We start from the raw sequence: 20,522 nt of genomic DNA on the forward strand, positions 1-20,522 counted from the left end.
GAAACTCAGCTATGCGCGTGCTCGCTATCGGCGCTCATCCTGACGATGTGGAGATTTTGTGCGGGGGTACGCTCGCCAAATGCGCTCTCCGAGGCGATAAAGTCACGATCATGATCGCGACAAACGGGAATGTAGGTTCGGCAAAGCTGACTAAGAATGAAATCGCTTCCGTTCGGCGCAAGGAGGCCGAGGCTTCGGCGGGCATCATCGGGGCGGATTTGATCTGGATGGATTACGACGATGAGTTTCTGTTTCATGACCGGGAGACGAGAATGGCGTTCATTAATGCGATCCGTCGGGCCAATCCGGATGTGATGTTCGTTCATGGATCTAGCGATTATCATCCCGATCACCGAATTTGCGGCGAGATTGCCGCCGATTGCCGAATTCCGGTCACCGTGCCGCTGATCTTAACCGAGTATCCGGCTATGGCCCGAATACCGCATGTGTTCATCATGGACAATCTGGGCGGGATCGGATTTGAACCGGAGTTTTACGTGGATATTTCCGACGTGTATGACACGAAATGCCGGATGCTGCGCTCGCACGAAAGCCAGGACGCATGGCTGCAATATCAATACAGTATGGACTACGTTACGTTCGTAGCGAAATCCAGCGCTATACGGGGAATGGCTATCGGAACCGAACATGCTGAAGCGTTCCGCAGCCTGCCCATGTATCCGGTGGTCGGAGGTCCTTCACTGCTGCCCTAACAACCGGAAGGAGGATGAATACATGACGGAAATAAAAGTAGGATTCGGAGAGCTGATGAGCTCAGTGAAATGCGTTGCGTTCGACAAGGACGGAACCTTATTCGACGGGTCCGGTTTTTGGCGGCATGTCGACATGCATAGAAGAGCGGTGTTCGCATCCATGGTCGGAGACGAGCATGTTCCTTCCTGGAGCCGACTTATGGGGATTAATCATGAACACATGGATCATCAGGGGATTTTGGCCGTAGCCTCTTTGCAGGAAGAGATCATTGCGGTGGCCGGCTTGATGTACCAATTGAAGGGCTGGTCCTGGACTCAATGCCTGGAGAAAGCCGCCGGTCTGTTTCGGGATGCAGATTCCCGACTTGTTATTGACAAAGCCTTCAAGTCGATGGAAGGTGCGCCGGAAGTCTTTCATCTGTTGAGGCGGGCCGGAATTCGGGCCGGCATCCTGACATCAGACACGCTGACTCGGACGGAAGACTGTATGCGCTTGCATGGCATACGGGATCAATTGGACTTCGTTATTACGCCCGAGCAAGTCAAGTACGGCAAGCCCTCGCCGGACATGGTTCATACGGCGTGCGAAATGCTCGGCTTGCAGCCATCCGAGTTGGCCGTTGTCGGCGATTCCGTCGTGGATATGAGGATGGCCAGGTCGGCCGGCAGCTTGGCCATAGGTATCGTGACGTACGAGGGATCGGCTGAAGTGCTGGCGGGAGAGGCGGACGCGCTTATCCACTCGCTGACAGAGATTAGGGTTGAGGTCGATTAGCGGAACAGCCATAAAGGACTGTTCATGACGGGGGCATCCGGAATCCGCAACAGAGATCAAGCAAATACTCGACAACGAGAAAGACGGATTGGACTAGCCCCGCCGATAGCTCGCCGGAGTCGTGCCCGTCAGCTTCTTGAACACGCGGTGAAAATGGGGCAGGCTCTCGAAGCCGCAGCGCTCGGCGATCAGGCTGACGTTGTCGTCGCTGCCGAGAAGCCGTTCCTTGGCGAGCACGATGCGCTTGGCGTTCACGTAATCGGTCACGTTCATGCCGGTAATCTGCTTGAACACCCGGGAGAAGTGCGCGCCGGTGACGGAAGCGTGCTTCGCCAGGGCGGCAAGGCTGAGATCGGCGCCGGGATGCGCCGCGATATAATGAAGGACGTCCTTCATCCACTGCGGACCGATGCCGGATTCGTCCGCGTCGTCGGCCGTCGCGCTGTTCACGTGGCGGTTGATCAGCAGAAGCCATTGCTGGAGCAGCAAGCCGACGGCATGGCGGTAGCCGATCGCTTTATTTTCCAACTCCTCGCGCATGCGCTCAAGCGCTTCTTCCGTAGCTGCTCGAAGCGGCTCGTCGAGCTCCAGCCGGTAGCGCTTGCGCTTGCGGGCCAGGTCGAAGCAGCGCAGGCTGCTGTACGGCTCGCCGATGCCGTCGGCGGAGACGAAGCCCGGGGCGAAGAATACCGCCGTCGACGTCACCGGTTCCTGCGCGTCCTGGAACGAGCGGTGGATCGAATTGCCCGGCACGAGCAGCAGATCGCCGGCTTTGATGTCGTACAGCTTCTGATCGATGAAGAACGTCGCCTTGCCCGAGTACACATAGAAAAACTCATACTGATCGTGCAGATGGTCCGGCAGCTCCCGCTCCGGACTTTTTTTATCTCGATAAACAAACTCGAACGGGAACAGCGGCTCGCTCGAAAACGGTTTGCGGTAGATTTTCATCGGATGCGTCTCCCTCGGATGCAGCATACTAATAAAATATCAAAATAGAGTATATTTTCGCAAGGATTAAGCCTTTTTACAACGATTGCAGCTGATAAAATAAAAGCAATAGGACGACAAGCAGCCCCGGAATAGGGATCTGCTTTGGCACGCAGGGGGAGAGGTTATATGAGAATCGACGCGCATCAGCATTTTTGGAAAATCGAACGGGGCGATTACGGCTGGATTACGCCGGAGCTGCCCTCGTTATATCGCGACTTTCTTCCCGAGCATCTGAAGGCCTCGCTCGACAAGCACCGCTTCGACGGCACGCTAGCTGTGCAGGCGGCGCCGACGCTGGCGGAGACGGATTATTTGCTGAGTCTTGCCGATGCGGACGATTCGATCGTTGGCGTGGTCGGATGGCTCGACTTGCACGATCCGAACCATCGGGACCATTATCGGACAATGGCGTCCCATCCGAAATTCGTCGGCTTCCGGATCATGATCCAGGAAATGCCGGACGCTTCGCGCATCTTGGAACCGGCTTTCGTGGAAGCGCTCCGTTCGTACGCCGACGAGGACGTTCCGGTCGATTTGCTTCTTCGCTCGGATCAGTTGGAACCGCTGACACGCCTATTGGAGCTCGTGCCGAATTTGCGCGGAGTGGTGGACCATCTCGCCAAGCCCGTTATCGCCGAAGGCCGTCTGGAGCCATGGCTTTCTCAGATGAGCGAGATTGCCGGACATCCCGGCATCTACTGCAAGCTGTCGGGCATGGTGACGGAAGCGGATCACGCGGCATGGCGGTACGATCAGTTCCAGCCGTACGTTCGCCATGCGAGCGAGCGGTTCGGTCCCGACCGCGTCCTCTTCGGAAGCGATTGGCCGGTCTGCCTGCTGGCGGCGAGCTACGATCAAGTCGTCGAAGCGATCGAGCGCAATCTGCCCGAAGACTGGGGAGAAGCGGAACGCGCCCGTCTGTACGGGCTTAATGCGAAGGAGTTCTATAAGCTATGAACAAGCTGAATCGACAGCAATTGCAAGCTACGGGAGCGGCGCTGGGCCAAAGCCCGGATAAGCATGCCGCGAACGCAGCGGCCGACCCGTATCCGAATGACGCGCCTGTAACGGTGCTGCAGATCGGGGAAGGCAACTTTTTGCGCGGTTTTTTCGACTGGATGGTGCAAGAAAGCCGTAACCAGGGGCTGTTTCGCGGCGGAGTGGCGGTGACGCAGCCTCGGCCGTCCGGCAAGCCGAAGATCGACGCCCTGAACGGGCAGGATCGGCTGTATACGCTCGTTATTCGGGGCCTTGACAACGGGGAGCCGGTGGAGCGGAGAGAGATCGTCTCCGTATTCGCGGAAGCGTTCGATCCTTATGGGGAATGGGAGAGAATGATCGGGCTTGCGGTCAGCCCGGATCTGCGGTTCGTCGTCTCGAATACGACGGAAGCCGGCCTTGTCTATTGTCCGGAGGCGCTGACGGAAGGCGAGCCGATCGTGTCCTTCCCGGGCAAAATCGCCTATCTGCTCTACCGTAGATATTTGGCGTTCGACGGGGCCGCCGATCGCGGGCTGCTGTTTCTTCCATGCGAGCTGCTGGAGCGCAACGGCGACGTGCTGCAAGAGAGCGTGCTGAAATACGCGGCGGATTGGGGACTTCCGGAAGAGTTCCGGCAATGGGTGACGACGGCTAACCGTTTCCTCAATTCGCTCGTGGATCGAATCGTCGCCGGCTACCCGGATCCAGAGCAGGCCGAGGCGTGGTTCTCCGAATGGGGATATCGCGACGATCTGTTATGCGTAGCGGAGCCGTACCATCTGTGGGCGATCGAGGGAGAACCGGAGCTTGACGAGCTGCTGCCCTTCGCAAGCGCTGGCCTGAATGTCGTCTGGACGGACAGCCTGGAGCCATATCGGGAACGCAAGGTGCGCATCCTGAACGGAGCGCACACTTTGATGACGCCGCTCGGCATTTTAAGCGGAGTCGAGCATGTGCGCGAGCTGATGGAGCACGAGACGCTGGGAGCGTTCGTCAAGTCGACCGTACGGGAAGAGATTATCCCGTCCCTGCCTTATCCGCAGGAAGAGATGGAGGCGTACGCGAACGAGGTGTTCGACCGGTATTTGAACCCGTTCGTCCGCCATCGGCTGTACGATATCGCGATGAACAGCGTCAGCAAGTTCAAGGTGCGTCTGCTTCCATCGCTTGAGCATTACGCGCGGAAGGGCGAGCGGATACCGGAAGGTTTAGCTAAAGGCTTGGCGGCCCTGCTTCGTTACTATCGCGTTAGGCGAGAAGAGAACGAATATAGAGGGACGACGTTCGAGGGGCGTTCGTATGCGGTGCGCGATGATGCGGAGGCTCTGGATAAGCTGGCGTCCCTGTGGGAGCATGCCGAGCGGACCGGAGAATCGCCGGAGGAGACGGCGCGGAGGTTGTTGGCCAGCGAGAAGCTGTGGGGCCAAGATCTGTCGCCATGGCCGGGACTGGCGGCGCAGGTGGCGCAAGCCTGGGCGGAATGGACGGAGGAGGGACGGACATGAGGGACTGGCTTCGCGTCTCGGAGCGGGACCAGGTGGTTATCGCTTTGAGAGCTTTTACGGCGGGAGAGACGATCGTTCTGGAAGACGGAACGCAGCTGTCGTTAACCGAAGACGTGCCCGCGGGGCACAAAATATTGACGAGACCGGTCGCGGAAGGGGACGACGTGCTCAAGTTCGGCTATTCCATCGGGAAGGCGAAAGCCGACTTGCAGCCGGGAGTCTGGATTCATACGCATAATTTGCGGACGGGGCTGAAGGGGCTGCTCGACTACCGGTACGAACCCGTCTCGCAGGCGGCAATAGCCAAGAAGCCGCGGAGGCAGACGTTCCAAGGCTATGTCCGGACGAACGGCGAAATCGGCATCCGCAACGAGATTTGGGTCATCAACACGGTCGGCTGCATCAACAAGACGTGCGAGATCATCGCCAACCGGGCGAACGCGACGTATCGCGGCCGCATAGACGGCGTATACCATTTCTCGCATCCGTTCGGCTGCTCGCAGCTTGGCGACGATCTGCGGTTTACGCAGAAGCTGCTGGCGTCCCTCGCCAATCATCCGAACGCCGCCGGTGTGCTCGTCATTGGGCTCGGCTGCGAGAACAATCAGATCGAGCAGTTCAAGGAAGCGATCGGAGAGACGGACTCGCGCAGAATCAAGTTCATGAAGTCCCAGGAAGCCGAGGACGAATTGGAGGAGGGGCTGGCGCTCGTCGAACAGTTGGTCGAGTACGCGGAGACGTTCGAACGGGAGACGGTGCCGGTATCGAAGCTGAAGATCGGCCTGAAGTGCGGCGGCTCGGACGGCTTCTCGGGCCTCACGGCCAACCCGCTCGTCGGCTCGCTGTCGGACCGGCTGATCGGACTCGGAGGCACGGCGATTCTGACCGAGGTGCCGGAAATGTTCGGCGCGGAGACGATTCTGATGAACCGCGCCGCCGACGAAGCGGTGTTCGGGCGGATCGTGTCGCTCATTAACGATTTCAAGCAGTATTTTATCCGGCACAACCAGGAAATCTACGAGAACCCTTCTCCGGGCAACAAGGCCGGCGGCATTACGACGCTGGAGGAGAAGTCGCTCGGCTGCACGCAGAAGGGCGGACATTCCACCGTGACCGACGTCGTGCCTTATGGAGAACGAGTGCGCGGCACGGGACTGAACCTGCTGGAAGCCCCTGGCAACGACCTGGTATCCGTTACCGCGCTGACCGCGGGGGGCGCGCACATCGTGTTCTTCACGACAGGCAGGGGGACGCCGTTCGGCGGACCGGCGCCTACGGTGAAGCTGTCGACGAACAGCGAGCTGGCCCGGCGCAAGAAAAACTGGATCGACTTCGACGCGGGCCGCCTGCTGCAGGACAAGAGCATGGACGAGTTGACCGACGAGCTGTGGGACCGGATGCTGGACATCGCTTCCGGCGAAGCGCGCACGCACAACGAAGAGAACGGCTTTCGCGAGATCGCGATTTTCAAAGACGGGGTGATCCTTTAATGAAGAGACGCAAGCTGGGCAGAACGGGACTGGACGTGTCGGTGCTGAGCTTCGGGGCTTCCTCGCTCGGCTCCGTGTTCCGCGAGACGGACGACGCCGAAGCGATTCGCGCGGTGCACTCCGCGCTCGACAGCGGCATCAATTATATCGACGTATCGCCGTATTACGGGCTGACGAAAGCCGAGACGGTGCTCGGCCAAGCGCTCAAGGACGTCCCGCGCGACCGTTATCTTCTGTCGACCAAAGCCGGGCGTTACGGCGCAGACCAGTTCGATTTCAGCGCGCGCCGCATTCGGGAAAGTCTGGAAGAGAGCTTCGGCAGGCTGCATACCGATTACGCGGACATTTTGTTTCTGCACGATATCGAATTCGTTCCTTCGGACATCATTCTGGAGGAAGCCGTGCCGACGCTGCGGGAGCTGAAGCGGGAAGGGAAAATCCGCAACTACGGCATTTGTGGCCTGCCGCTTCCGCTGTTCGAGAAGCTGCTGCCGCAGATCGACGCCGACGCGATCATTTCTTATTGCCACTATTCGCTTAACGATACTTCTCTGCTCGGCCTGCTGCCGCTGCTGGAGAGCAAGGACGTCGGACTGGTGAACGCCTCTCCGCTGTCGATGGGATTGCTCAGCCTGCGGGGAACGCCGGATTGGCATCCCGCGAGTCAAGAGCTGAAAGCCGTGTGCCGCAAAGCCGCGGAGCATTGCGCAAGCCAAGGGGAGAACATCGCCAAGCTCGCCGTGCAGTTCTCGACGGCCAACGAGCGCGTTCCGACGACGCTCGTCAGCACGGCCAGCCCGGACAATATCCGCGACAACGCGAAATGGGCGGAAGAGCCGATGGACGCGGCGCTGCTGAAGGAAGTTCTGGACATTCTGGAGCCGGTGCGCGACTGGACCTGGACAAGCGGCAGGCCGGAATACAACGAAGGCATTAAAGTTTAAGGGGAGGAGTGAAGACGATGTTGGGAATTGTGTGCGCGGAAGTCGGCCGCTTCGAGCGGATCAAGCTTCCGGAACCCGTACTCGGGGAAGGCGAAGCGATCGTCAGCGTCAAGCGGGTCGGCATATGCGGTACGGATTTGCATGCGTTCATGGGCAACCAGCCCTTTTTCACCTATCCACGGGTGCTCGGGCACGAGCTTTCGGGAATCGTCGAGCAAATCGGAGACAATGAAGCGGGATTGTCCGTCGGAGACCGGGTCGGCGTCATCCCGTATATGCACTGCGGACAATGCGTCGCCTGCCGCCGGGGCAAAACGAATTGCTGCGTCTCCATGAAGGTGCTCGGCGTCCATATCGACGGGGGCATGAGAGAGCGCATCGCCGTTCCGGTATCTCATCTGGTCCGCGCGAACGATCTGACGCTCGACCAAGCCGCCGTGCTGGAGCCGCTCAGCATCGGAGCGCACGCGGTAAGAAGATCCGGATTGCGGGCGGGGGAGACGGCGCTCGTCATCGGAGGGGGGCCGATCGGCCTCGGCGTCATGGCGTTTGCCCGGCATGCCGGAGCGAAGGTGATCGCGATGGACGTGAACGAGGACCGGTTGGCGTTCTGCCGGTCGTGGGCGCGCGTCGACGCGACGGTAAACGCGCTCGGCGACGCGCCGGCCGAACTGGCGGAGCTGACCGGCGGCGATCTGCCGACGGTCGTGTTCGACGCGACGGGCAACGCGAAGTCGATGGCTGCGGCGTTCGGACTGACCGCGCACGGAGGCACGCTTGTTTACGTCGGTCTGGTCAAGACGGACATCGCCTTCCACGATCCGCTCTTCCACAGCCGCGAGCTGACGTTGATGGGCAGCCGCAACGCCACGAGGGAAGATTTCGAACTCGTGTATTCGGCGGTGAAGAGCGGCGGCGTCGATATCGAGCGGTACGTGACGCACCGGGCCGCGTTCGGGGACATGATCGACTCGTTCGGGAACTGGCTTAATCCGGCATCCGGGGTCATCAAGGCGATGGTGGAGCTTTAAAAGGGCAGCAGGCCAGTAGGGATATTAGAGGGGGATCTCCTTACGCTGACAATGCGCCTAGCAAGAGGAGATTCATCCCTGTTTTTTTATCGACGCTCCGTGTCCACCGCCAAGGCACTATCTTGGCCTTGGTCACACAGCATCGGTCCCGTCAAGGCACATTCTTGGCCTCCACGCTCCCGTCCTGCCACCGCCAAGGCACTTTTTTGGCCTCCGCGCTCCCGTCCTGCCACCTCCAAGGCACATTCTTGGCCTCCACGCTCGCGTCCCGCCACCTCCAAGGCACTTTTTTGGCCTCCACGCTCGCGTCCCGCCACAGCCAAGGCACATTCTTGGCCTCCACGCTCGCGTCCCGCCACCTCCAAGGCACTATCTTGGCCTCCGCGCTCCCGCCTAGCCACCGCCAAGGCGCTTTCTTGGCCTCCACGCCTCTGTCCCGCCACCGCCAAGGCACTACCTTAGCCTCCGCGCTCCCACCTCGCCACCGTCAAGGCACATTCTTGGCCTCCACGCTCGCGTCCCGCCACCGCCAAGGCACTATCTTGGCCTCCGCGCTCCCGCCTCGCCACCGCCAAGGCGCTTTCTTGGCCTTGGTCACGCAGCCTCGGCCCAAGCCCCTCGCCACCGCCACAATTTTTTTGCGCGGTCAGGCGGCTTCGGCTTTCTCGGCCGTAGCGGCCGCTGCGGCCGATTCCGTTCGCATGTAGAGCAGCAAGCCGGCAATGATGAACGCGCCTCCGATCAGCTGGGAGGTCGTCAGCATTTCGCCGAACAACATCAGCCCCAGCAAGCTTGCGCCCACGGGTTCGGCCAGCACGGACATGGAGATTGTCGTCGGGCTGACGTACTGGAGCAGCCAGTTAAAGATCATGTGACCGAGCACCGTAGGGACGATAGCGAGCAGGACGAAAATGAGCCACTCCCGCGGCACGTAGTCCACGACATTAATCCCGAGCGCGGCATTATAGATCGTGAAGCAGACGAAAGCGATGGCGAACACGATCAGACTGTACAAGTATGACGACACGCGCCGGAGAATGACTTTTGCCAGCAGCATGTTCACGACGACGGCCAGCATGCCGACGAAGCTCAGCATATCTCCCTTGAACGCTTCTCCCGAGATGCGGAAGTCTCCGGAGCCGACGACGAAGGCGCCGGCGAGGGCGAGGGCGAGCCCGAGCAGCGGGAGCTTGCCGATCCTGTCGCGGAAGACGAAATAAGCGCCGATCATGACGAAGACGGGCTCCAGCGTCAGTATGATCGTGGAGCTGGCGATGGACGTGTATGTGAGAGAGGCCATCCAGAGCAGGAAGTGCAGCGCCAGGAAAAATCCGGCCAGCCCGAGCAAGCCCCAGTCTTTGCGGGAGATGGAGGCCGTCGCCCGCAGCTGCCGCATGCCGAATGGCAGCATCAGCAGAACCGTGAACAGCATGCGGTACATGCCCTGCACGGACACCGGCGCGCCCGAGTACCGGACGAGTATCGGAGCGAAGGAGATGGCGATCATCCCCACGACGAGCGGAATGAGAGTAGGAATAGGCGATGATGACGGTTTGTGATTCATGGTTGACGTGATCCCTTCCTCGTTCATGCAATCTTATCATTGTAAGGCCGAATCGGCGAAAGATCAATCGTCTTCTACCCCTCAACATTTTTATAGACATTTATATTATTTGTTTGTATATTTATAAACGGAAATAAAACTTGCCTATAATAAAGAAGGGGAATTCATCATGTGGAACAATCGTCACGTCCGCGTCATTTTATCGTCGAGAATCTTGCTGAATATGGGCGTGTGGATCCGGAACTTCGCCGTTTTGCTGTACGTAAGCGAAATGACCGACAACGATTCCTATTACGTCTCGTTAATCTCTGTAGCCGAGTTTGCGCCGATCTTTATTTTCTCCGTCATCGGGGGAACGTTCGCGGACCGTTGGAAGCCGCGCCGCACGATGGTAGGGAGCGATCTGCTTACTTCGGCATCCGTATTCGCCGTGCTGTTAGCGTTAGTGTACGGGAGTTGGCACGCGCTGTTTTTCGCCGCGTTCGTCTCATCGGTGCTGTCGCAGTTTTCGCAGCCGTCGGCCATGAAGCTGTTCAAACGGCACGTCCCCGACGACCGGCTGCAAGGCGTCATGGCGCTTCACCAGTCGATTTCGTCGTTGTTTATGGTCATCGGTCCGATGGCCGGCGCTTTCGTCTATTCCAAGTTCGGGATCGAGACTTCTTTGGCCGCGATGGGGGGATTGATTCTCGGCTCAGGCCTTCTCCTGCTGAGACTTCCCAAGGACGACGAAGAACCCGGTCAGACCCGGGCGAAATCGCGATTTTTGCTTGAGCTGAAGGCCGGCTTGCGTTACGTTGCGGCCAACCGGACGCTTCGCGCGCTCGGCGGCACATTCATGGCGGCCGGTCTTGCTGCCGGTCTGATTCAACCGCTGCTGCTGTTCGTCGCCATAGAGAACTTGGGGCAGGATCGCGATTTCGTCCAGTGGCTGCTTGCGACTAACGGAGCCGCGACCCTGGTTGGCGGCGCGTTCGTCATGACCGCTGCCAAGAAAGTCAAGCCGCAGCGGCTGCTCGCTTTCGGATTGCTCGTCAGCGCGGCCGGAACGGTCGGCATAGGCTGGGCTCACAGCCTGGCTGCCGTTCTGCTGCTGCAAATCGCCACGGGGCTGTGTTACCCGCTGATTATGATCGGGATTCAAACGATGATCATGCGCAATACGGAGGGAGCTTACATCGGAAGAGTGGGAGGAGTCATGACACCTCTGTTCATGGGGATGATGGTCGCCGGTATGTCGCTGGCGGGAGGGCTGAAAATGACGCTGTCGCTTCAGATCGTTTATTCGATCTCGGGAGTTCTGTTTCTGACGGGAGCAGCCGCGCTCATTCCGCTGCTCGGCGGCGGGAAGAGGCGTGCGGTCGAAGGGAGCTAGAGCCCGAACAGCCGGTACACGAGGAAGGTGACGGCCGCGGCCATGGAGGCTCCCGCCACCGCCTGCCAAGGCGTATGGGCGCCGACGCGCCATCTCGCCCAGCCGACAAGGACGATGAGCGGAGCGCACCAATAGAAGATCGGAGAGACGAGCAGCGCGAGCGTCAGCACCGTGCCGGTAATGCCGATCAGATGCAGGCTGATCTTCCACCGGGCGAGCTGCGTGACGAGCAGCGCGGCGGCAACGACGCAGACCATGCCGGCGAACGTGGCCAGCAGCTCGATCGGCGCTTCGAGCAGGAGCAGGAAGGCGAATACGCAGACCATGCACGCGATCGTATACAGGAAAGGGATGAGGCGCTGATCGCGGCGGCTGATGTCGTGATCGCTCCAGCGCCCGCGCGCGACGCCCCGGCGAATGAACGCGAACGGAGCGCCGGCCGCTCCGAGGCTTACGACGATGCCGCACAGCACGCCTTCATAGACGTGAGTCGCGAAGCGGATCGAAATGATCATGAATAACGGAACGATAAGCACGAAAGGGTGGAGCAGGAAAGATACGAGGTATGCAAGCCGATAAGCGGCGGATTGTTCGGACGTCATTCGTTAGCCTCTTTTCCACGGAGTTCCATCGATTATAGCATACGGCCCGGCTGTTCAGCATGCCGAACAATCCGCTTCCGGAGCTGCTCCGAAAGCGGATTGTAATTTGAGCGTTATACGGTTTTGAGACACTTAGTCGTCGTCTCGGTCGGACAGGTCGTGCGAAGGGCGTTTATCCGGGAAGCGGTCGCCGCTCTTGTCGGAGCTGCCGTTGCCGTTCGTGGCTCCGCCGTTCCCGTTGTCCCCCTCCGCCGTATCGTTGCCGTCCGTCTCACCGTTACCCGTCTGGGTTTGGCCGTTATCCGTCGTCGCATCCGCCGGAATGACGCGGCGGGCCGTCACGTACGTTTTGTCCCAAGTGCTGCCTTCGAACTCGGAGATCGTAACGCCGATGCCGACTCTGTACGTGTGAAGAATTTTGCCGTCCCCGATATAGAGGCTGACGTGGTTGATGACGCCGTCCCGGTTCGTATCGGAGAAGACCAGGTCGCCCGCCTGCAGCTGGCTCTTCGGAACATATACGCCGGCTTGCGCTTGTTGTCGCGAAGAACGGGGAATACTGATTCCGTTCTGTTTGAAGATGTACTGGGTGAACGAAGAGCAATCGAACGCATCGGTGCGGTTGGACTCGGCCCCGTACACGTAGCGGATGCCCATGAACTTCTCTCCCGTGGCGATGACGTCGTCCGCGATCGAACGCGCCGCTTCGTTAGCGGCTGTCGTCTGAGCGGCGCCTGCCGCGGCATGGGCCGTATGACCATCCGCTAACATTGTTCCTGCGGAGAAAGCGATCGTCAGACCGAGCGTCGCGCCCAGCACAGCTTTGTTGAACATATATTTAGTAATCGAATTATTCATGGCGAAATGCCCCCTTATTCGTTATAGATTGAATGTGGATCGGCGTTAACGCGTCCGATCTCGTCTGCAACCCACTTTACCACAGCGTTTCGGCCCATCATTTTCTAGTAATAGGCGGAAAAAGCGGCTTTCAAGGGATTGGCGGCCTTTCTTATAAAACAATGAGAGTTTTCACATCCGGAAGCGCTTGACAAACGGGGAAGCGGGGAAACCGGACGACCCGTTCGAGCAGGCGGACCGTACAACCGCGTCTCCCGGCTTCAATTCAACCTTTGCATTTAACGGCCGAAAGTGTGATAATGTCTCGATATATAGTGCAAGTTCAAAAAGTTCGGTTTTCAGCACCAAGAAGGTTGGATGAAGACCGTTGATGAGGAGCGGAGCGTAGTGGAAGCTACGTGAGCACCGGAAGAGACGGCTGAATCTAAGATTCGATGTCGAGTCTGCTTCTCGAGAGGCTTCGTGATCAAAAGCGGACTTTTTGAACTACCTTTAAAGTTATGGTGGAGGCTTTATTCATTGAATCGTTATCCATTTGCAGTAGAGCCGGGTAAACCTTACGTGCAGCAAGTCGGGGAGTGGGTCGCCGACGTCTTCTACGAAGCGCTGCCGGAGGCCGGTTTCGAAGTTCGCGACGAACAGATTTACATGGCATTTCAATTGGAGAAAGCGTTCGCGGAGAAGCGGACGATATTCGCGGAGGCGGGCGTCGGAACCGGAAAGACGCTCGCTTATTTGCTGTACGCGGTCAGCTATGCCTGCTATCATCGGAAGCCGGCGGTCATCGCATGCGCGGACGAGTCCCTGATCGAGCAGCTCGTCAAGCCGGAAGGGGATATCGCCAAGCTCACGAAGCATCTGGGCTTGTCGATCGACGCCCGATTGGCCAAGTCGCAGGATCGCTATCTGTGCCTGAACAAGCTCGATCAAGCAAGGACCGAGTACGAGGAGCCGGAGCTGTACCGCGAGCTGTACGAAGCGCTTCCGGCTTTCGTGCACAAGAGCGAGGGGCTGCAGGCGTTCCATGCGTACGGGGATCGCAAAATGTATCCTCACCTGACCGACCGCCAGTGGGACAGGATCAATTGGGACCCGTTCCAGGACTGCTTCGTCTGCGAGAAGCGGCATCGCTGCGGACAGACGCTGTCGCGCGAGCATTACCGCAAGTCGGCAGATCTGATCATTTGCTCTCACGATTTCTACATGGAGCACGTCTGGACGTATGAGGGCAGGAAGAGAGAAGGCCAGCTTCCGCTGCTCCCCGATCATTGCACCGTCGTGTTCGACGAAGGCCACCTGCTGGAATCGGCGGCGCAGAAGGCGCTGACGTACCGGATCAAGCACGAGAACTTCGAGCAGCTCGTCACGCGGCTGCTGAAGAACGAGATCCGCGAGACGCTGGCCATGCGGATTGACGAAGCGATCGACGGAAGCGAGGAGCTGTTCCGGCTGCTGGACCGTCACAGCCGCGCCGTTCCAGGCTCCGACCGCCGCGAAGTCCGGCTCAACGGCGAGCTGTACGGGGCGGTCGCAAGGCTTCGAGCGACATTGGATGCCATAGAAGAAGACCTCGTGTTCGAGAGCGAGCTGTACAATCTCGACGGCTACCAGCTGCGAATCGTCGAGGAGCATCTGGAGATGATGCAGAAAGCGCTCGGGCTGTTCCAGGGCTCCGGCTCGCTCATCTGCTGGGCGACGGACAGCCCGACCGGGCTGACGTTGGTCGTCATGCCGAAGGCGGTCAAGGAAGTGCTGCGCGAAGGCGTCTTCTCCCGCGCGATGCCGATCGTCTTCTCCTCCGCGACGCTGTCCGTTAACGGCAGCTTCGACTACTTGGCCGACGCGCTCGGAATCGATCGCTATTTGTCGTTCAGCGTGGATTCTCCATACGAATACGAAGACAAGATGGAGGCGCTCTGTCCACTTCATGCCGGCGAATCCGGCTTCTCCGCCAAGATGGAGGCGGCGGTTCGCATGCTGCTCCGTACCGGGGGGAGGGCGCTTATGCTGTTCCCGTCCCGGGAGGAGCTGGCGGAATTTCAAGCGGCCGTACCCGGCTGCGAGGCGATCTCGCATCTCGAATTCGCATTCGAAGGGGAGGGCGAGATCAGTCGGCTCATCGCGGAATTCGAGGTGGACGAGACGAAGGTGCTGTGCGCCGTAACGCTGTGGGAAGGGCTGGACGTTCCAGGCCCGTCGCTGTCCAACGTCATCGTCTGGTCTTTGCCTTTTCCCCCGAACGATCCGGTATTCGCCGCCAAGCGGCTTGACGCCGCCTCCCCGTACGACGAAGTGGATTTGCCTTACATGCTGCTGCGTCTCAAGCAGGGGATCGGCAGGCTGATCCGTTCGCGGGACGATTCGGGCGTGGTGGCGATCTTCGCGGAGGAGCTGCGCGCCGACTCCCGGCTCGCGGAGCTCGTGAACGATCTGCTGCCCGACGGGGTCGAGCTTCGGTTCGCTTAATCGGCGCTCGGCGAAAATAAGGATTGTCTTTCGTGCCGGTGGTGCTAATATAAGGAAAGAAGGAACAGAAATCCTAATTAAAGGGGGTTGCGATCGAATGTTGAAAATCGCCGCACTAATCGGAAGTCTGAGACAGGGTTCCTACAACATGCAGTTGGCGCTCACGATGAAGGAACGCTACATTAACAAGATGGATCTGGAAATCGCGGACATTCGATCTCTTCCGTTCTTCGATCAAGACATCGAGCTGAATCCTCCCTATGAGGTCCAGACGCTGCTGCGCAAAATCGCGGCCGCGCACGGCGTGCTCATCGTCACGCCGGAATACAACTGGTCCGTCCCCGGCGTGCTCAAGAACGCGATCGATTGGCTGTCGCGCGTCGACAAAGTGCTGATCGGCAAGCCGGTCATGACGGCGGGCGTATCGCCCGGAATGATGGGAACGATTCGCGCCCAGCTACATCTCAGGGAAATATTGGCAAGTCCGGGCATTCAGGCCAATCTGCTGCCGCCGGCGGGCAACGAGATTATCATCAGCTCGGCCGCCCTGAAGTTCGACGAAACGACGAATCGGCTCGTCGACGAATCGACGCTGCGCCATATTGACCGCGTCGTGGACAAGTTTATCGAGTTTGCCCGTGACGGCTAACGGATAGCCGGACATTCAAGGAGTCTCTTTCGATTTAGCGGATGAGACTCCCTTTTTGCTAACGATTCAGCAAGTATAAAATCCGCTATCGTCTCCGACAAAACGCCTTCATCGTCCAGAGGACGCCGACGGCGTTTTTGCTTGTTCCGCGAGAACGCCGTATAGAGGAAGAAGGAGTCGCAGCCAGCGCCGAAGTTGGCATCTTTATGATCATTTTTACATATGTAAACATTGACATACGATCAAAAAGAGCGTATTTTATTTCGTATGCGAAATATTCCTTTGCGAACCTTGCGACCTTACCCAAGAAAGGAGTAACCAGAAAGGAGAGTTCCCGTTGCATGAAACCGAGGGAATACAGACCCTTTTTCAATCGTTCCGCGAAGTCAACCAAGCGTTTCACCAGTCGATGACGGCGACGACGCAGCGGCTTGGCATTACCTCCATTCAGTATTTCGTCATGAAAATCGTCTCCGAGAACCCGGGGATCGGGCTGAACGAGCTCGCGGAGAAAATTTATTCCGTCACGAGCACGGCCAGCGGCATCGTGGAGAGGATGGTGCGGGCCGGCTGGCTGTCCCGCGAGCGGCCGCCGACGAACAGACGGTCGATCCGGTTGACGCTTACGCCCAAGGGAGAAGAGCTGTGGAGCAAAGTCAGCAAGCTGCGGCATTCGCAGCTGACGGCGGCATTTTCGCAGATTTCCCCGGAAGACGTCTTGCATCTGCAGCGCATACACAAGCAGATTGTGAACATCATACAGAGACAGAGAGAGGAAGAGAAACCATGAGTACTGCAAGTAATTTGAGGAGAGGTCCGATCGTCGCCGCGCTTATTATCGCCGCGTTCGTCGCGATCTTGTCGCAGACTCTGCTGAACGTGGCTTTGCCGGTCATGATGGAGGACCTGGGAATTAACGCCAACACGGTGCAATGGCTGTCCACAGGCTACCTGCTCGTGAACGGCGTGCTCGTGCCCGTAAGCGCCTATTTGATCGACCGGTTTACGACCAGGAAGTTGTTTCTGGCCGCCGTCGGCCTGTTCACGCTGGGCACGATCATATGCGCCGTATCGCCGAACTTCGAGGTCGTGCTGACCGGCCGTCTGATCCAGGCCGCCGGAGCGGGCATTCTGATGCCGCTCATGACGGTCATTTTCCTGACGATCTTCCCGATCCAGGAACGCGGCAAAGCGATGGGGATGATGGGACTGGCGATGATCTTCGCCCCGGCGGTCGGCCCGACGCTGTCCGGCTGGATCGTCGAGCATTACGACTGGCGGGTGCTGTTCTACATCGTCCTGCCGATTTCGATCTTTTCGCTGATCTTCGGGGCGTTCTCGATGAAGAACGTCACCCAAAACTCGATGCCCAAGCTCGATATGCTGGGAATCATTTTCTCGACGCTTGGCTTCGGCGGCCTTCTATACGGCTTCAGCGACGCTGGGCAAGACGGATGGGGCAGCGCGCGCGTGATCGCCAGTCTGATCGTCGGCGCCGTCTCGCTCGCGCTATTCTTCTGGAGAGAGTGGACGATCGACAAGCCGATTCTCGAATTCCGCGTGTTCAAGTACAATATGTTTTCCCTGACTACGGTCATTAATGTGATTATCACGATGTCGATGTTCTCCGGCATGATCCTGCTTCCGATTTATTTGCAGACGATTCGCGGCTTCTCGCCGATGGACGCGGGCCTGCTCCTGCTTCCCGGCGCCATCCTGATGGGCATCATGTCCCCGATTACCGGCATTATTTTCGATAAGATCGGAGCCCGTTGGCTGGCCGTCGTCGGCTTGATCATCACGGTGTTCACGACTTACGAATTCAGCCAGTTGACGGTGGAGACGACCTACACGCATCTGATCGTCATGTATTCGCTGCGGATGTTCGGCATGTCAATGCTGATGATGCCGATTCAGACCGCCGGCTTGAACCAGCTGCCGCAAAGGCTGAACTCGCACGGCTCGGCGATGTCCCAGACGCTGCGGAACGTTGCGGGCGCGCTCGGAACGGCGTTCCTCGTCACGATCATGTCGAATTCCGCCTCCAGCCGCGTCAAGGAGCTGATCGTCCAGAACAACGTCGATCCGACGAACCAGGCGGCCATGCTCGAGGTCACTCAGCAAGGAACGATCTACGGCATCAACTATTCGTTCGTCATTGCGACCTGGATGACCGTCGCGGCGTTGGCGCTGGCCTTCTTCATTCGCAAAGTAAAGCCGCACGAGGAGCCGATCGCTTCCCCGCAGCTTCAGAAGCAAGCGAACTAATCGGGCGGCCCGCGAGGCAGCCGCGCATTCAGGGCCGATTCCCGGGTGGAATTGGCCCTGATCTCTTTTAGCCGGCGTCCAAACATGGTAGTATCAAGGAACCGGACATCGCAGGGAGGCATCCATGTTTAAGAAGTTGCGAGAGCCAATGAAAATTTCCAGAGGGTACTTTTACGCGCTGCATCTGATGCTGCTGACCGCTCTCGCGGGATCGATCTCCTTTTTGTTCAGCCTCAGGCTCGACTTTCCGGGCCTCTTTCTGCCGGATGAGAAAATCATGACGATCGCCCATCGCGGCTCCTCCGGCTATGCGCCCGAAAGCACGCTGGCTTCCTATCGTCTGGGCGTCAAGATGAAGGCCGATTACATCGAGATCGACGTTCAGATGACGGCGGACGGGGAATTGATCGCGATGCACGACAAGACGGTCGATCGCACAACGAACGGCACGGGCCGGGTGAAGAGCATGACGCTGGCGCAGATCAAGACGCTCGACGCGGGCTCGTGGTTCAACGAGAAGCATCCGATCTATGCCAGGGACGACTATGCGAACGAGAAGGTTCCGACGCTTCGCGAAATTTTCGAGACGTTCGGCAAGGACACCCGGTACATGCTGGAGACCAAAGATCCGGAAGATTACCCCGGCATGGAAGAGAGTATGTGGGCGCTCGTAGAGGAGTTCGATTTGCGCAAACACGTAGCGGTCCAATCGTTCAGCGAGATCAGCCTGAAGAAGGTCCGGGAGTGGGACAAGGACGTGCCGTTATTTCAACTGCTCTGGTACACTCGGCCCGCGCGGATCTCCGAACGGACGCTGAGCGAGATCGGGGCTTACGCGAACGGCATCGGAGCGAATTATTTAAGGATCGACGAGAGTTACGTGGATAAAGTCAAAGAGGCGGGGTTGCTCATCTACCCGTATACGGTCAACTATCAAGTCAATATGGAGAACGCGGTAAAATGGGGAGTCGACGGCGTCCATACGGATTTTCCCGACCGGTTTCTCGAAGTGATCGAGGAGTTGGACGACCCGGAGGCATGACAAGGAAAATGATTAACGTCGAATGATCGCGGCATGGAGGGATGGCGGATGGCCAAAGGGAAAAAGCGGCACCCGGGGCACCAGTCTTCAAGAGCCCATGGAGCTCCCCAAGAGCAGGGCGGCGAGAAGCCGGTGACGCTGAAGGACATGCTCGGGGCGGATACGCTGGCCAAGCTGAAGCAGCAGGCGGAGACGCTGAAGCAGGAGGAAGCAAGGCTCAAGGAAGCGAAGCGTCAAGAAGCCGAAGCGGCCAAGGAGGCCGAGCGAAAGAGGCGCGAGCAGGATTTCGAGTATTTGCTGAACGAGTCTTCGCTCGATTGGAAGAAATATAAGTAGCGAGCGCTAGGGGCGGTCCTTGGCTTTCAGGGGCTTCGGCTCGAAGCTCATGCACGGCTTGCCCGAAGAAGACAGTACCGTGAGGCTGGGCATCGCAGGGGATTTGAAGCCGAACGACCGGCAGCCTCTCGGGAAGTTCGGGTCCCATGTAATATAGTAGTGACGGCATTTCGTACAGTCGACGCGACGGGTTTCGGACAACGGACTCCCTCCGTTTCTCTGGTCTACTACGATTATAACTGCGATAGCGGCCATAGGTCGAGAGAGGAAGAGGACGAGCTGATCCCGGACACCCTGTTCGAGATTCGGTACGCATCGGATTACAACTTCGTCGGAGCGATCATCGACGGGTACAAAGCGCCGCTCGCGATTATGACCGAGGAGGCGGCGCAAGCGCTGAAAAGGGCGAACGAAGAGCTGAAGCAGTCCGGATACGTGCTGCTCGTCTACGACGCCTACCGGCCAACGAAGGCGGTGGACCATTTTAAGCGCTGGGCGCAAGAGATGTCGGATACATCGATGAAAGACGCGTTCTATCAAAACCGTCGAGAGGACGACCACTTCAAGCGACGTAGGAGCTAAGTGGGGGGTGAATCGGCTGCTGCTGCGAATTACCTTCCAAGAGCCTATGTATTTCATTCATATTAGGGTAAAATGAAGTGAGATACGGGAACATACGTGCGTGGATTGAAGGAGGTGAGATCATGGCAGAAACCACCTACAAAACGTTTCAGATCTGGATCAAGCCAAGCCATCGCTTATTCTCCTACCTCGAGCAAAGGTGTCAGGAAGCCAAGCATTTATATAATACCACGAACTTTTATATCCGGCAGGTGTTTACCTCGTTCCGGCAGGACAAGCCGCTTCAACCTCTGCAGCTGGAAGTGCTGAACACCCTGCAACAATACATCGGACCCATGAATGAAAGTC

The 20,522-nt window shown here is 58.5% G+C and carries 20 protein-coding genes and 1 pseudogene; 16 read left to right on the plus strand and 5 right to left on the minus strand.

The annotated features are described in order from the left end of the window. Positions 1–11: 11 nt before the first annotated feature. Both ACESLM_RS21540 and ACESLM_RS21545 read left to right on the plus strand, forming a co-directional pair. On the plus strand, positions 12–713 hold the full coding sequence (locus ACESLM_RS21540) for a PIG-L deacetylase family protein (protein ID WP_372634100.1): 702 nt from the start codon (positions 12–14) through the stop codon (positions 711–713). A gap of 22 nt (positions 714–735) precedes the next feature. Beyond that, positions 736–1,488, plus strand: coding sequence for an HAD family hydrolase (locus tag ACESLM_RS21545; protein ID WP_372634103.1), 753 nt, complete (start codon positions 736–738; stop codon positions 1,486–1,488). A 93-nt stretch (positions 1,489–1,581) separates the two neighbouring features. On the opposite strand, the gene ACESLM_RS21550 is transcribed toward ACESLM_RS21545, so the two are convergent. Continuing rightward, on the minus strand, positions 1,582–2,439 hold the full coding sequence (locus ACESLM_RS21550) for a helix-turn-helix domain-containing protein (protein ID WP_372634106.1): 858 nt from the start codon (positions 2,437–2,439) through the stop codon (positions 1,582–1,584). A 168-nt stretch (positions 2,440–2,607) separates the two neighbouring features. Between ACESLM_RS21550 and ACESLM_RS21555 the strand changes: the two genes are divergently transcribed. Genes ACESLM_RS21555 through ACESLM_RS21575 form a run of 5 tightly spaced genes read left to right on the plus strand, consistent with a single transcriptional unit; the run spans position 2,608 to position 8,432 of the window. Then, positions 2,608–3,438 carry an amidohydrolase family protein gene (locus ACESLM_RS21555; protein WP_372634109.1) on the plus strand — a complete coding sequence of 277 codons (831 nt, stop codon included), beginning with the start codon at positions 2,608–2,610 and terminating at the stop codon, positions 3,436–3,438. Beyond that, on the plus strand, positions 3,435–4,967 hold the full coding sequence (locus ACESLM_RS21560) for a tagaturonate reductase (RefSeq protein ID WP_372634112.1): 1,533 nt from the start codon (positions 3,435–3,437) through the stop codon (positions 4,965–4,967). The genes ACESLM_RS21555 and ACESLM_RS21560 overlap by 4 nt, the downstream gene beginning before the upstream one ends. Beyond that, entirely contained in the window at positions 4,964–6,457 is a 1,494-nt protein-coding gene (locus ACESLM_RS21565; protein ID WP_372634115.1) for a UxaA family hydrolase, read from the plus strand. The genes ACESLM_RS21560 and ACESLM_RS21565 overlap by 4 nt, the downstream gene beginning before the upstream one ends. Next, entirely contained in the window at positions 6,457–7,401 is a 945-nt protein-coding gene (locus ACESLM_RS21570) for an aldo/keto reductase (protein ID WP_372634118.1), read from the plus strand. Before ACESLM_RS21565 ends, ACESLM_RS21570 begins: the two co-directional genes overlap by 1 nt. Positions 7,402–7,418: 17 nt before the next feature. Continuing rightward, positions 7,419–8,432 (plus strand): zinc-binding alcohol dehydrogenase family protein, encoded by a 1,014-nt coding sequence (locus ACESLM_RS21575; RefSeq protein WP_372634121.1) that lies wholly within the window; start codon positions 7,419–7,421, stop codon positions 8,430–8,432. 151 nt (positions 8,433–8,583) lie between these two features. Here ACESLM_RS21575 and ACESLM_RS21580 read toward each other — a convergent pair whose 3' ends face one another. Together ACESLM_RS21580 and ACESLM_RS21585 are read right to left on the minus strand one after the other, a co-directional pair. After that, positions 8,584–8,802: a hypothetical protein gene (locus tag ACESLM_RS21580; protein WP_372634124.1), complete on the minus strand. Its 219-nt coding sequence runs from the start codon at positions 8,800–8,802 to the stop codon at positions 8,584–8,586. Between the two features lie 276 nt (positions 8,803–9,078). Beyond that, positions 9,079–9,996 carry a DMT family transporter gene (locus tag ACESLM_RS21585; RefSeq protein WP_372634127.1) on the minus strand — a complete coding sequence of 306 codons (918 nt, stop codon included), beginning with the start codon at positions 9,994–9,996 and terminating at the stop codon, positions 9,079–9,081. 169 nt (positions 9,997–10,165) lie between these two features. Here ACESLM_RS21585 and ACESLM_RS21590 point away from each other — a divergent pair, with 169 nt between their 5' ends. Then, positions 10,166–11,371, plus strand: coding sequence for an MFS transporter (locus tag ACESLM_RS21590; RefSeq protein WP_372634130.1), 1,206 nt, complete (start codon positions 10,166–10,168; stop codon positions 11,369–11,371). On the opposite strand, the gene ACESLM_RS21595 is transcribed toward ACESLM_RS21590, so the two are convergent. Continuing rightward, positions 11,368–11,973 (minus strand): hypothetical protein, encoded by a 606-nt coding sequence (locus ACESLM_RS21595; RefSeq protein WP_372634132.1) that lies wholly within the window; start codon positions 11,971–11,973, stop codon positions 11,368–11,370. The two genes, ACESLM_RS21590 and ACESLM_RS21595, sit on opposite strands and share 4 nt — an antisense overlap. Positions 11,974–12,105: 132 nt before the next feature. Next, positions 12,106–12,831 carry a C40 family peptidase gene (locus tag ACESLM_RS21600; protein WP_372634134.1) on the minus strand — a complete coding sequence of 242 codons (726 nt, stop codon included), beginning with the start codon at positions 12,829–12,831 and terminating at the stop codon, positions 12,106–12,108. Between the two features lie 519 nt (positions 12,832–13,350). Between ACESLM_RS21600 and ACESLM_RS21605 the strand changes: the two genes are divergently transcribed. From ACESLM_RS21605 to ACESLM_RS21640, 8 genes and pseudogenes are all read left to right on the plus strand, one after another. After that, the gene (locus ACESLM_RS21605; protein ID WP_372634137.1) at positions 13,351–15,297 is read left to right on the plus strand and encodes an ATP-dependent DNA helicase; all 1,947 of its coding nucleotides are present in this window, start codon (positions 13,351–13,353) and stop codon (positions 15,295–15,297) included. Positions 15,298–15,394: 97 nt separating this feature from the next. Further along, the gene (locus ACESLM_RS21610; protein WP_372634140.1) at positions 15,395–15,946 is read left to right on the plus strand and encodes an NADPH-dependent FMN reductase; all 552 of its coding nucleotides are present in this window, start codon (positions 15,395–15,397) and stop codon (positions 15,944–15,946) included. Between the two features lie 337 nt (positions 15,947–16,283). Continuing rightward, entirely contained in the window at positions 16,284–16,736 is a 453-nt protein-coding gene (locus ACESLM_RS21615) for a MarR family winged helix-turn-helix transcriptional regulator (protein WP_372634143.1), read from the plus strand. After that, positions 16,733–18,214: a DHA2 family efflux MFS transporter permease subunit gene (locus ACESLM_RS21620; protein WP_372634147.1), complete on the plus strand. Its 1,482-nt coding sequence runs from the start codon at positions 16,733–16,735 to the stop codon at positions 18,212–18,214. The genes ACESLM_RS21615 and ACESLM_RS21620 overlap by 4 nt, the downstream gene beginning before the upstream one ends. A gap of 124 nt (positions 18,215–18,338) precedes the next feature. Beyond that, complete coding sequence (locus ACESLM_RS21625) at positions 18,339–19,256, plus strand: glycerophosphodiester phosphodiesterase (RefSeq protein WP_372634150.1); 918 nt, start codon at positions 18,339–18,341, stop codon at positions 19,254–19,256. Positions 19,257–19,304: 48 nt separating this feature from the next. Further along, positions 19,305–19,592 (plus strand): YqkE family protein, encoded by a 288-nt coding sequence (locus ACESLM_RS21630; protein WP_372634152.1) that lies wholly within the window; start codon positions 19,305–19,307, stop codon positions 19,590–19,592. A 159-nt stretch (positions 19,593–19,751) separates the two neighbouring features. Next, complete coding sequence (locus ACESLM_RS21635) at positions 19,752–20,174, plus strand: M15 family metallopeptidase (protein WP_372634155.1); 423 nt, start codon at positions 19,752–19,754, stop codon at positions 20,172–20,174. Between the two features lie 122 nt (positions 20,175–20,296). Beyond that, positions 20,297–20,522: pseudogene (locus ACESLM_RS21640) on the plus strand (RNA-guided endonuclease InsQ/TnpB family protein); the annotation flags it as partial.

The sequence above is a fragment of the Cohnella sp. genome (assembly GCF_041641335.1).
In the GTDB taxonomy this organism is placed as follows: domain Bacteria; phylum Bacillota; class Bacilli; order Paenibacillales; family Paenibacillaceae; genus Cohnella.

Excerpts from the sequence above, each read along its gene's own strand:
- ACESLM_RS21565 (WP_372634115.1), top strand. The coding sequence starts at position 4,964 with ATGAGGGACTGGCTTCGCGTCTCGGAGCGGGACCAGGTGGTTATCGCT.
- ACESLM_RS21560 (WP_372634112.1), top strand. The coding sequence starts at position 3,435 with ATGAACAAGCTGAATCGACAGCAATTGCAAGCTACGGGAGCGGCGCTG.
- ACESLM_RS21585 (WP_372634127.1), bottom strand. The coding sequence starts at position 9,996 with ATGAATCACAAACCGTCATCATCGCCTATTCCTACTCTCATTCCGCTC.
- ACESLM_RS21570 (WP_372634118.1), top strand. The coding sequence starts at position 6,457 with ATGAAGAGACGCAAGCTGGGCAGAACGGGACTGGACGTGTCGGTGCTG.
- ACESLM_RS21610 (WP_372634140.1), top strand. The coding sequence starts at position 15,395 with ATGTTGAAAATCGCCGCACTAATCGGAAGTCTGAGACAGGGTTCCTAC.
- ACESLM_RS21600 (WP_372634134.1), bottom strand. The coding sequence starts at position 12,831 with ATGAATAATTCGATTACTAAATATATGTTCAACAAAGCTGTGCTGGGC.
- ACESLM_RS21630 (WP_372634152.1), top strand. The coding sequence starts at position 19,305 with ATGGCCAAAGGGAAAAAGCGGCACCCGGGGCACCAGTCTTCAAGAGCC.
- ACESLM_RS21620 (WP_372634147.1), top strand. The coding sequence starts at position 16,733 with ATGAGTACTGCAAGTAATTTGAGGAGAGGTCCGATCGTCGCCGCGCTT.
- ACESLM_RS21575 (WP_372634121.1), top strand. The coding sequence starts at position 7,419 with ATGTTGGGAATTGTGTGCGCGGAAGTCGGCCGCTTCGAGCGGATCAAG.
- ACESLM_RS21625 (WP_372634150.1), top strand. The coding sequence starts at position 18,339 with ATGTTTAAGAAGTTGCGAGAGCCAATGAAAATTTCCAGAGGGTACTTT.
- ACESLM_RS21540 (WP_372634100.1), top strand. The coding sequence starts at position 12 with ATGCGCGTGCTCGCTATCGGCGCTCATCCTGACGATGTGGAGATTTTG.
- ACESLM_RS21595 (WP_372634132.1), bottom strand. The coding sequence starts at position 11,973 with ATGACGTCCGAACAATCCGCCGCTTATCGGCTTGCATACCTCGTATCT.
- ACESLM_RS21555 (WP_372634109.1), top strand. The coding sequence starts at position 2,608 with ATGAGAATCGACGCGCATCAGCATTTTTGGAAAATCGAACGGGGCGAT.
- ACESLM_RS21590 (WP_372634130.1), top strand. The coding sequence starts at position 10,166 with ATGTGGAACAATCGTCACGTCCGCGTCATTTTATCGTCGAGAATCTTG.
- ACESLM_RS21545 (WP_372634103.1), top strand. The coding sequence starts at position 736 with ATGACGGAAATAAAAGTAGGATTCGGAGAGCTGATGAGCTCAGTGAAA.
- ACESLM_RS21550 (WP_372634106.1), bottom strand. The coding sequence starts at position 2,439 with ATGAAAATCTACCGCAAACCGTTTTCGAGCGAGCCGCTGTTCCCGTTC.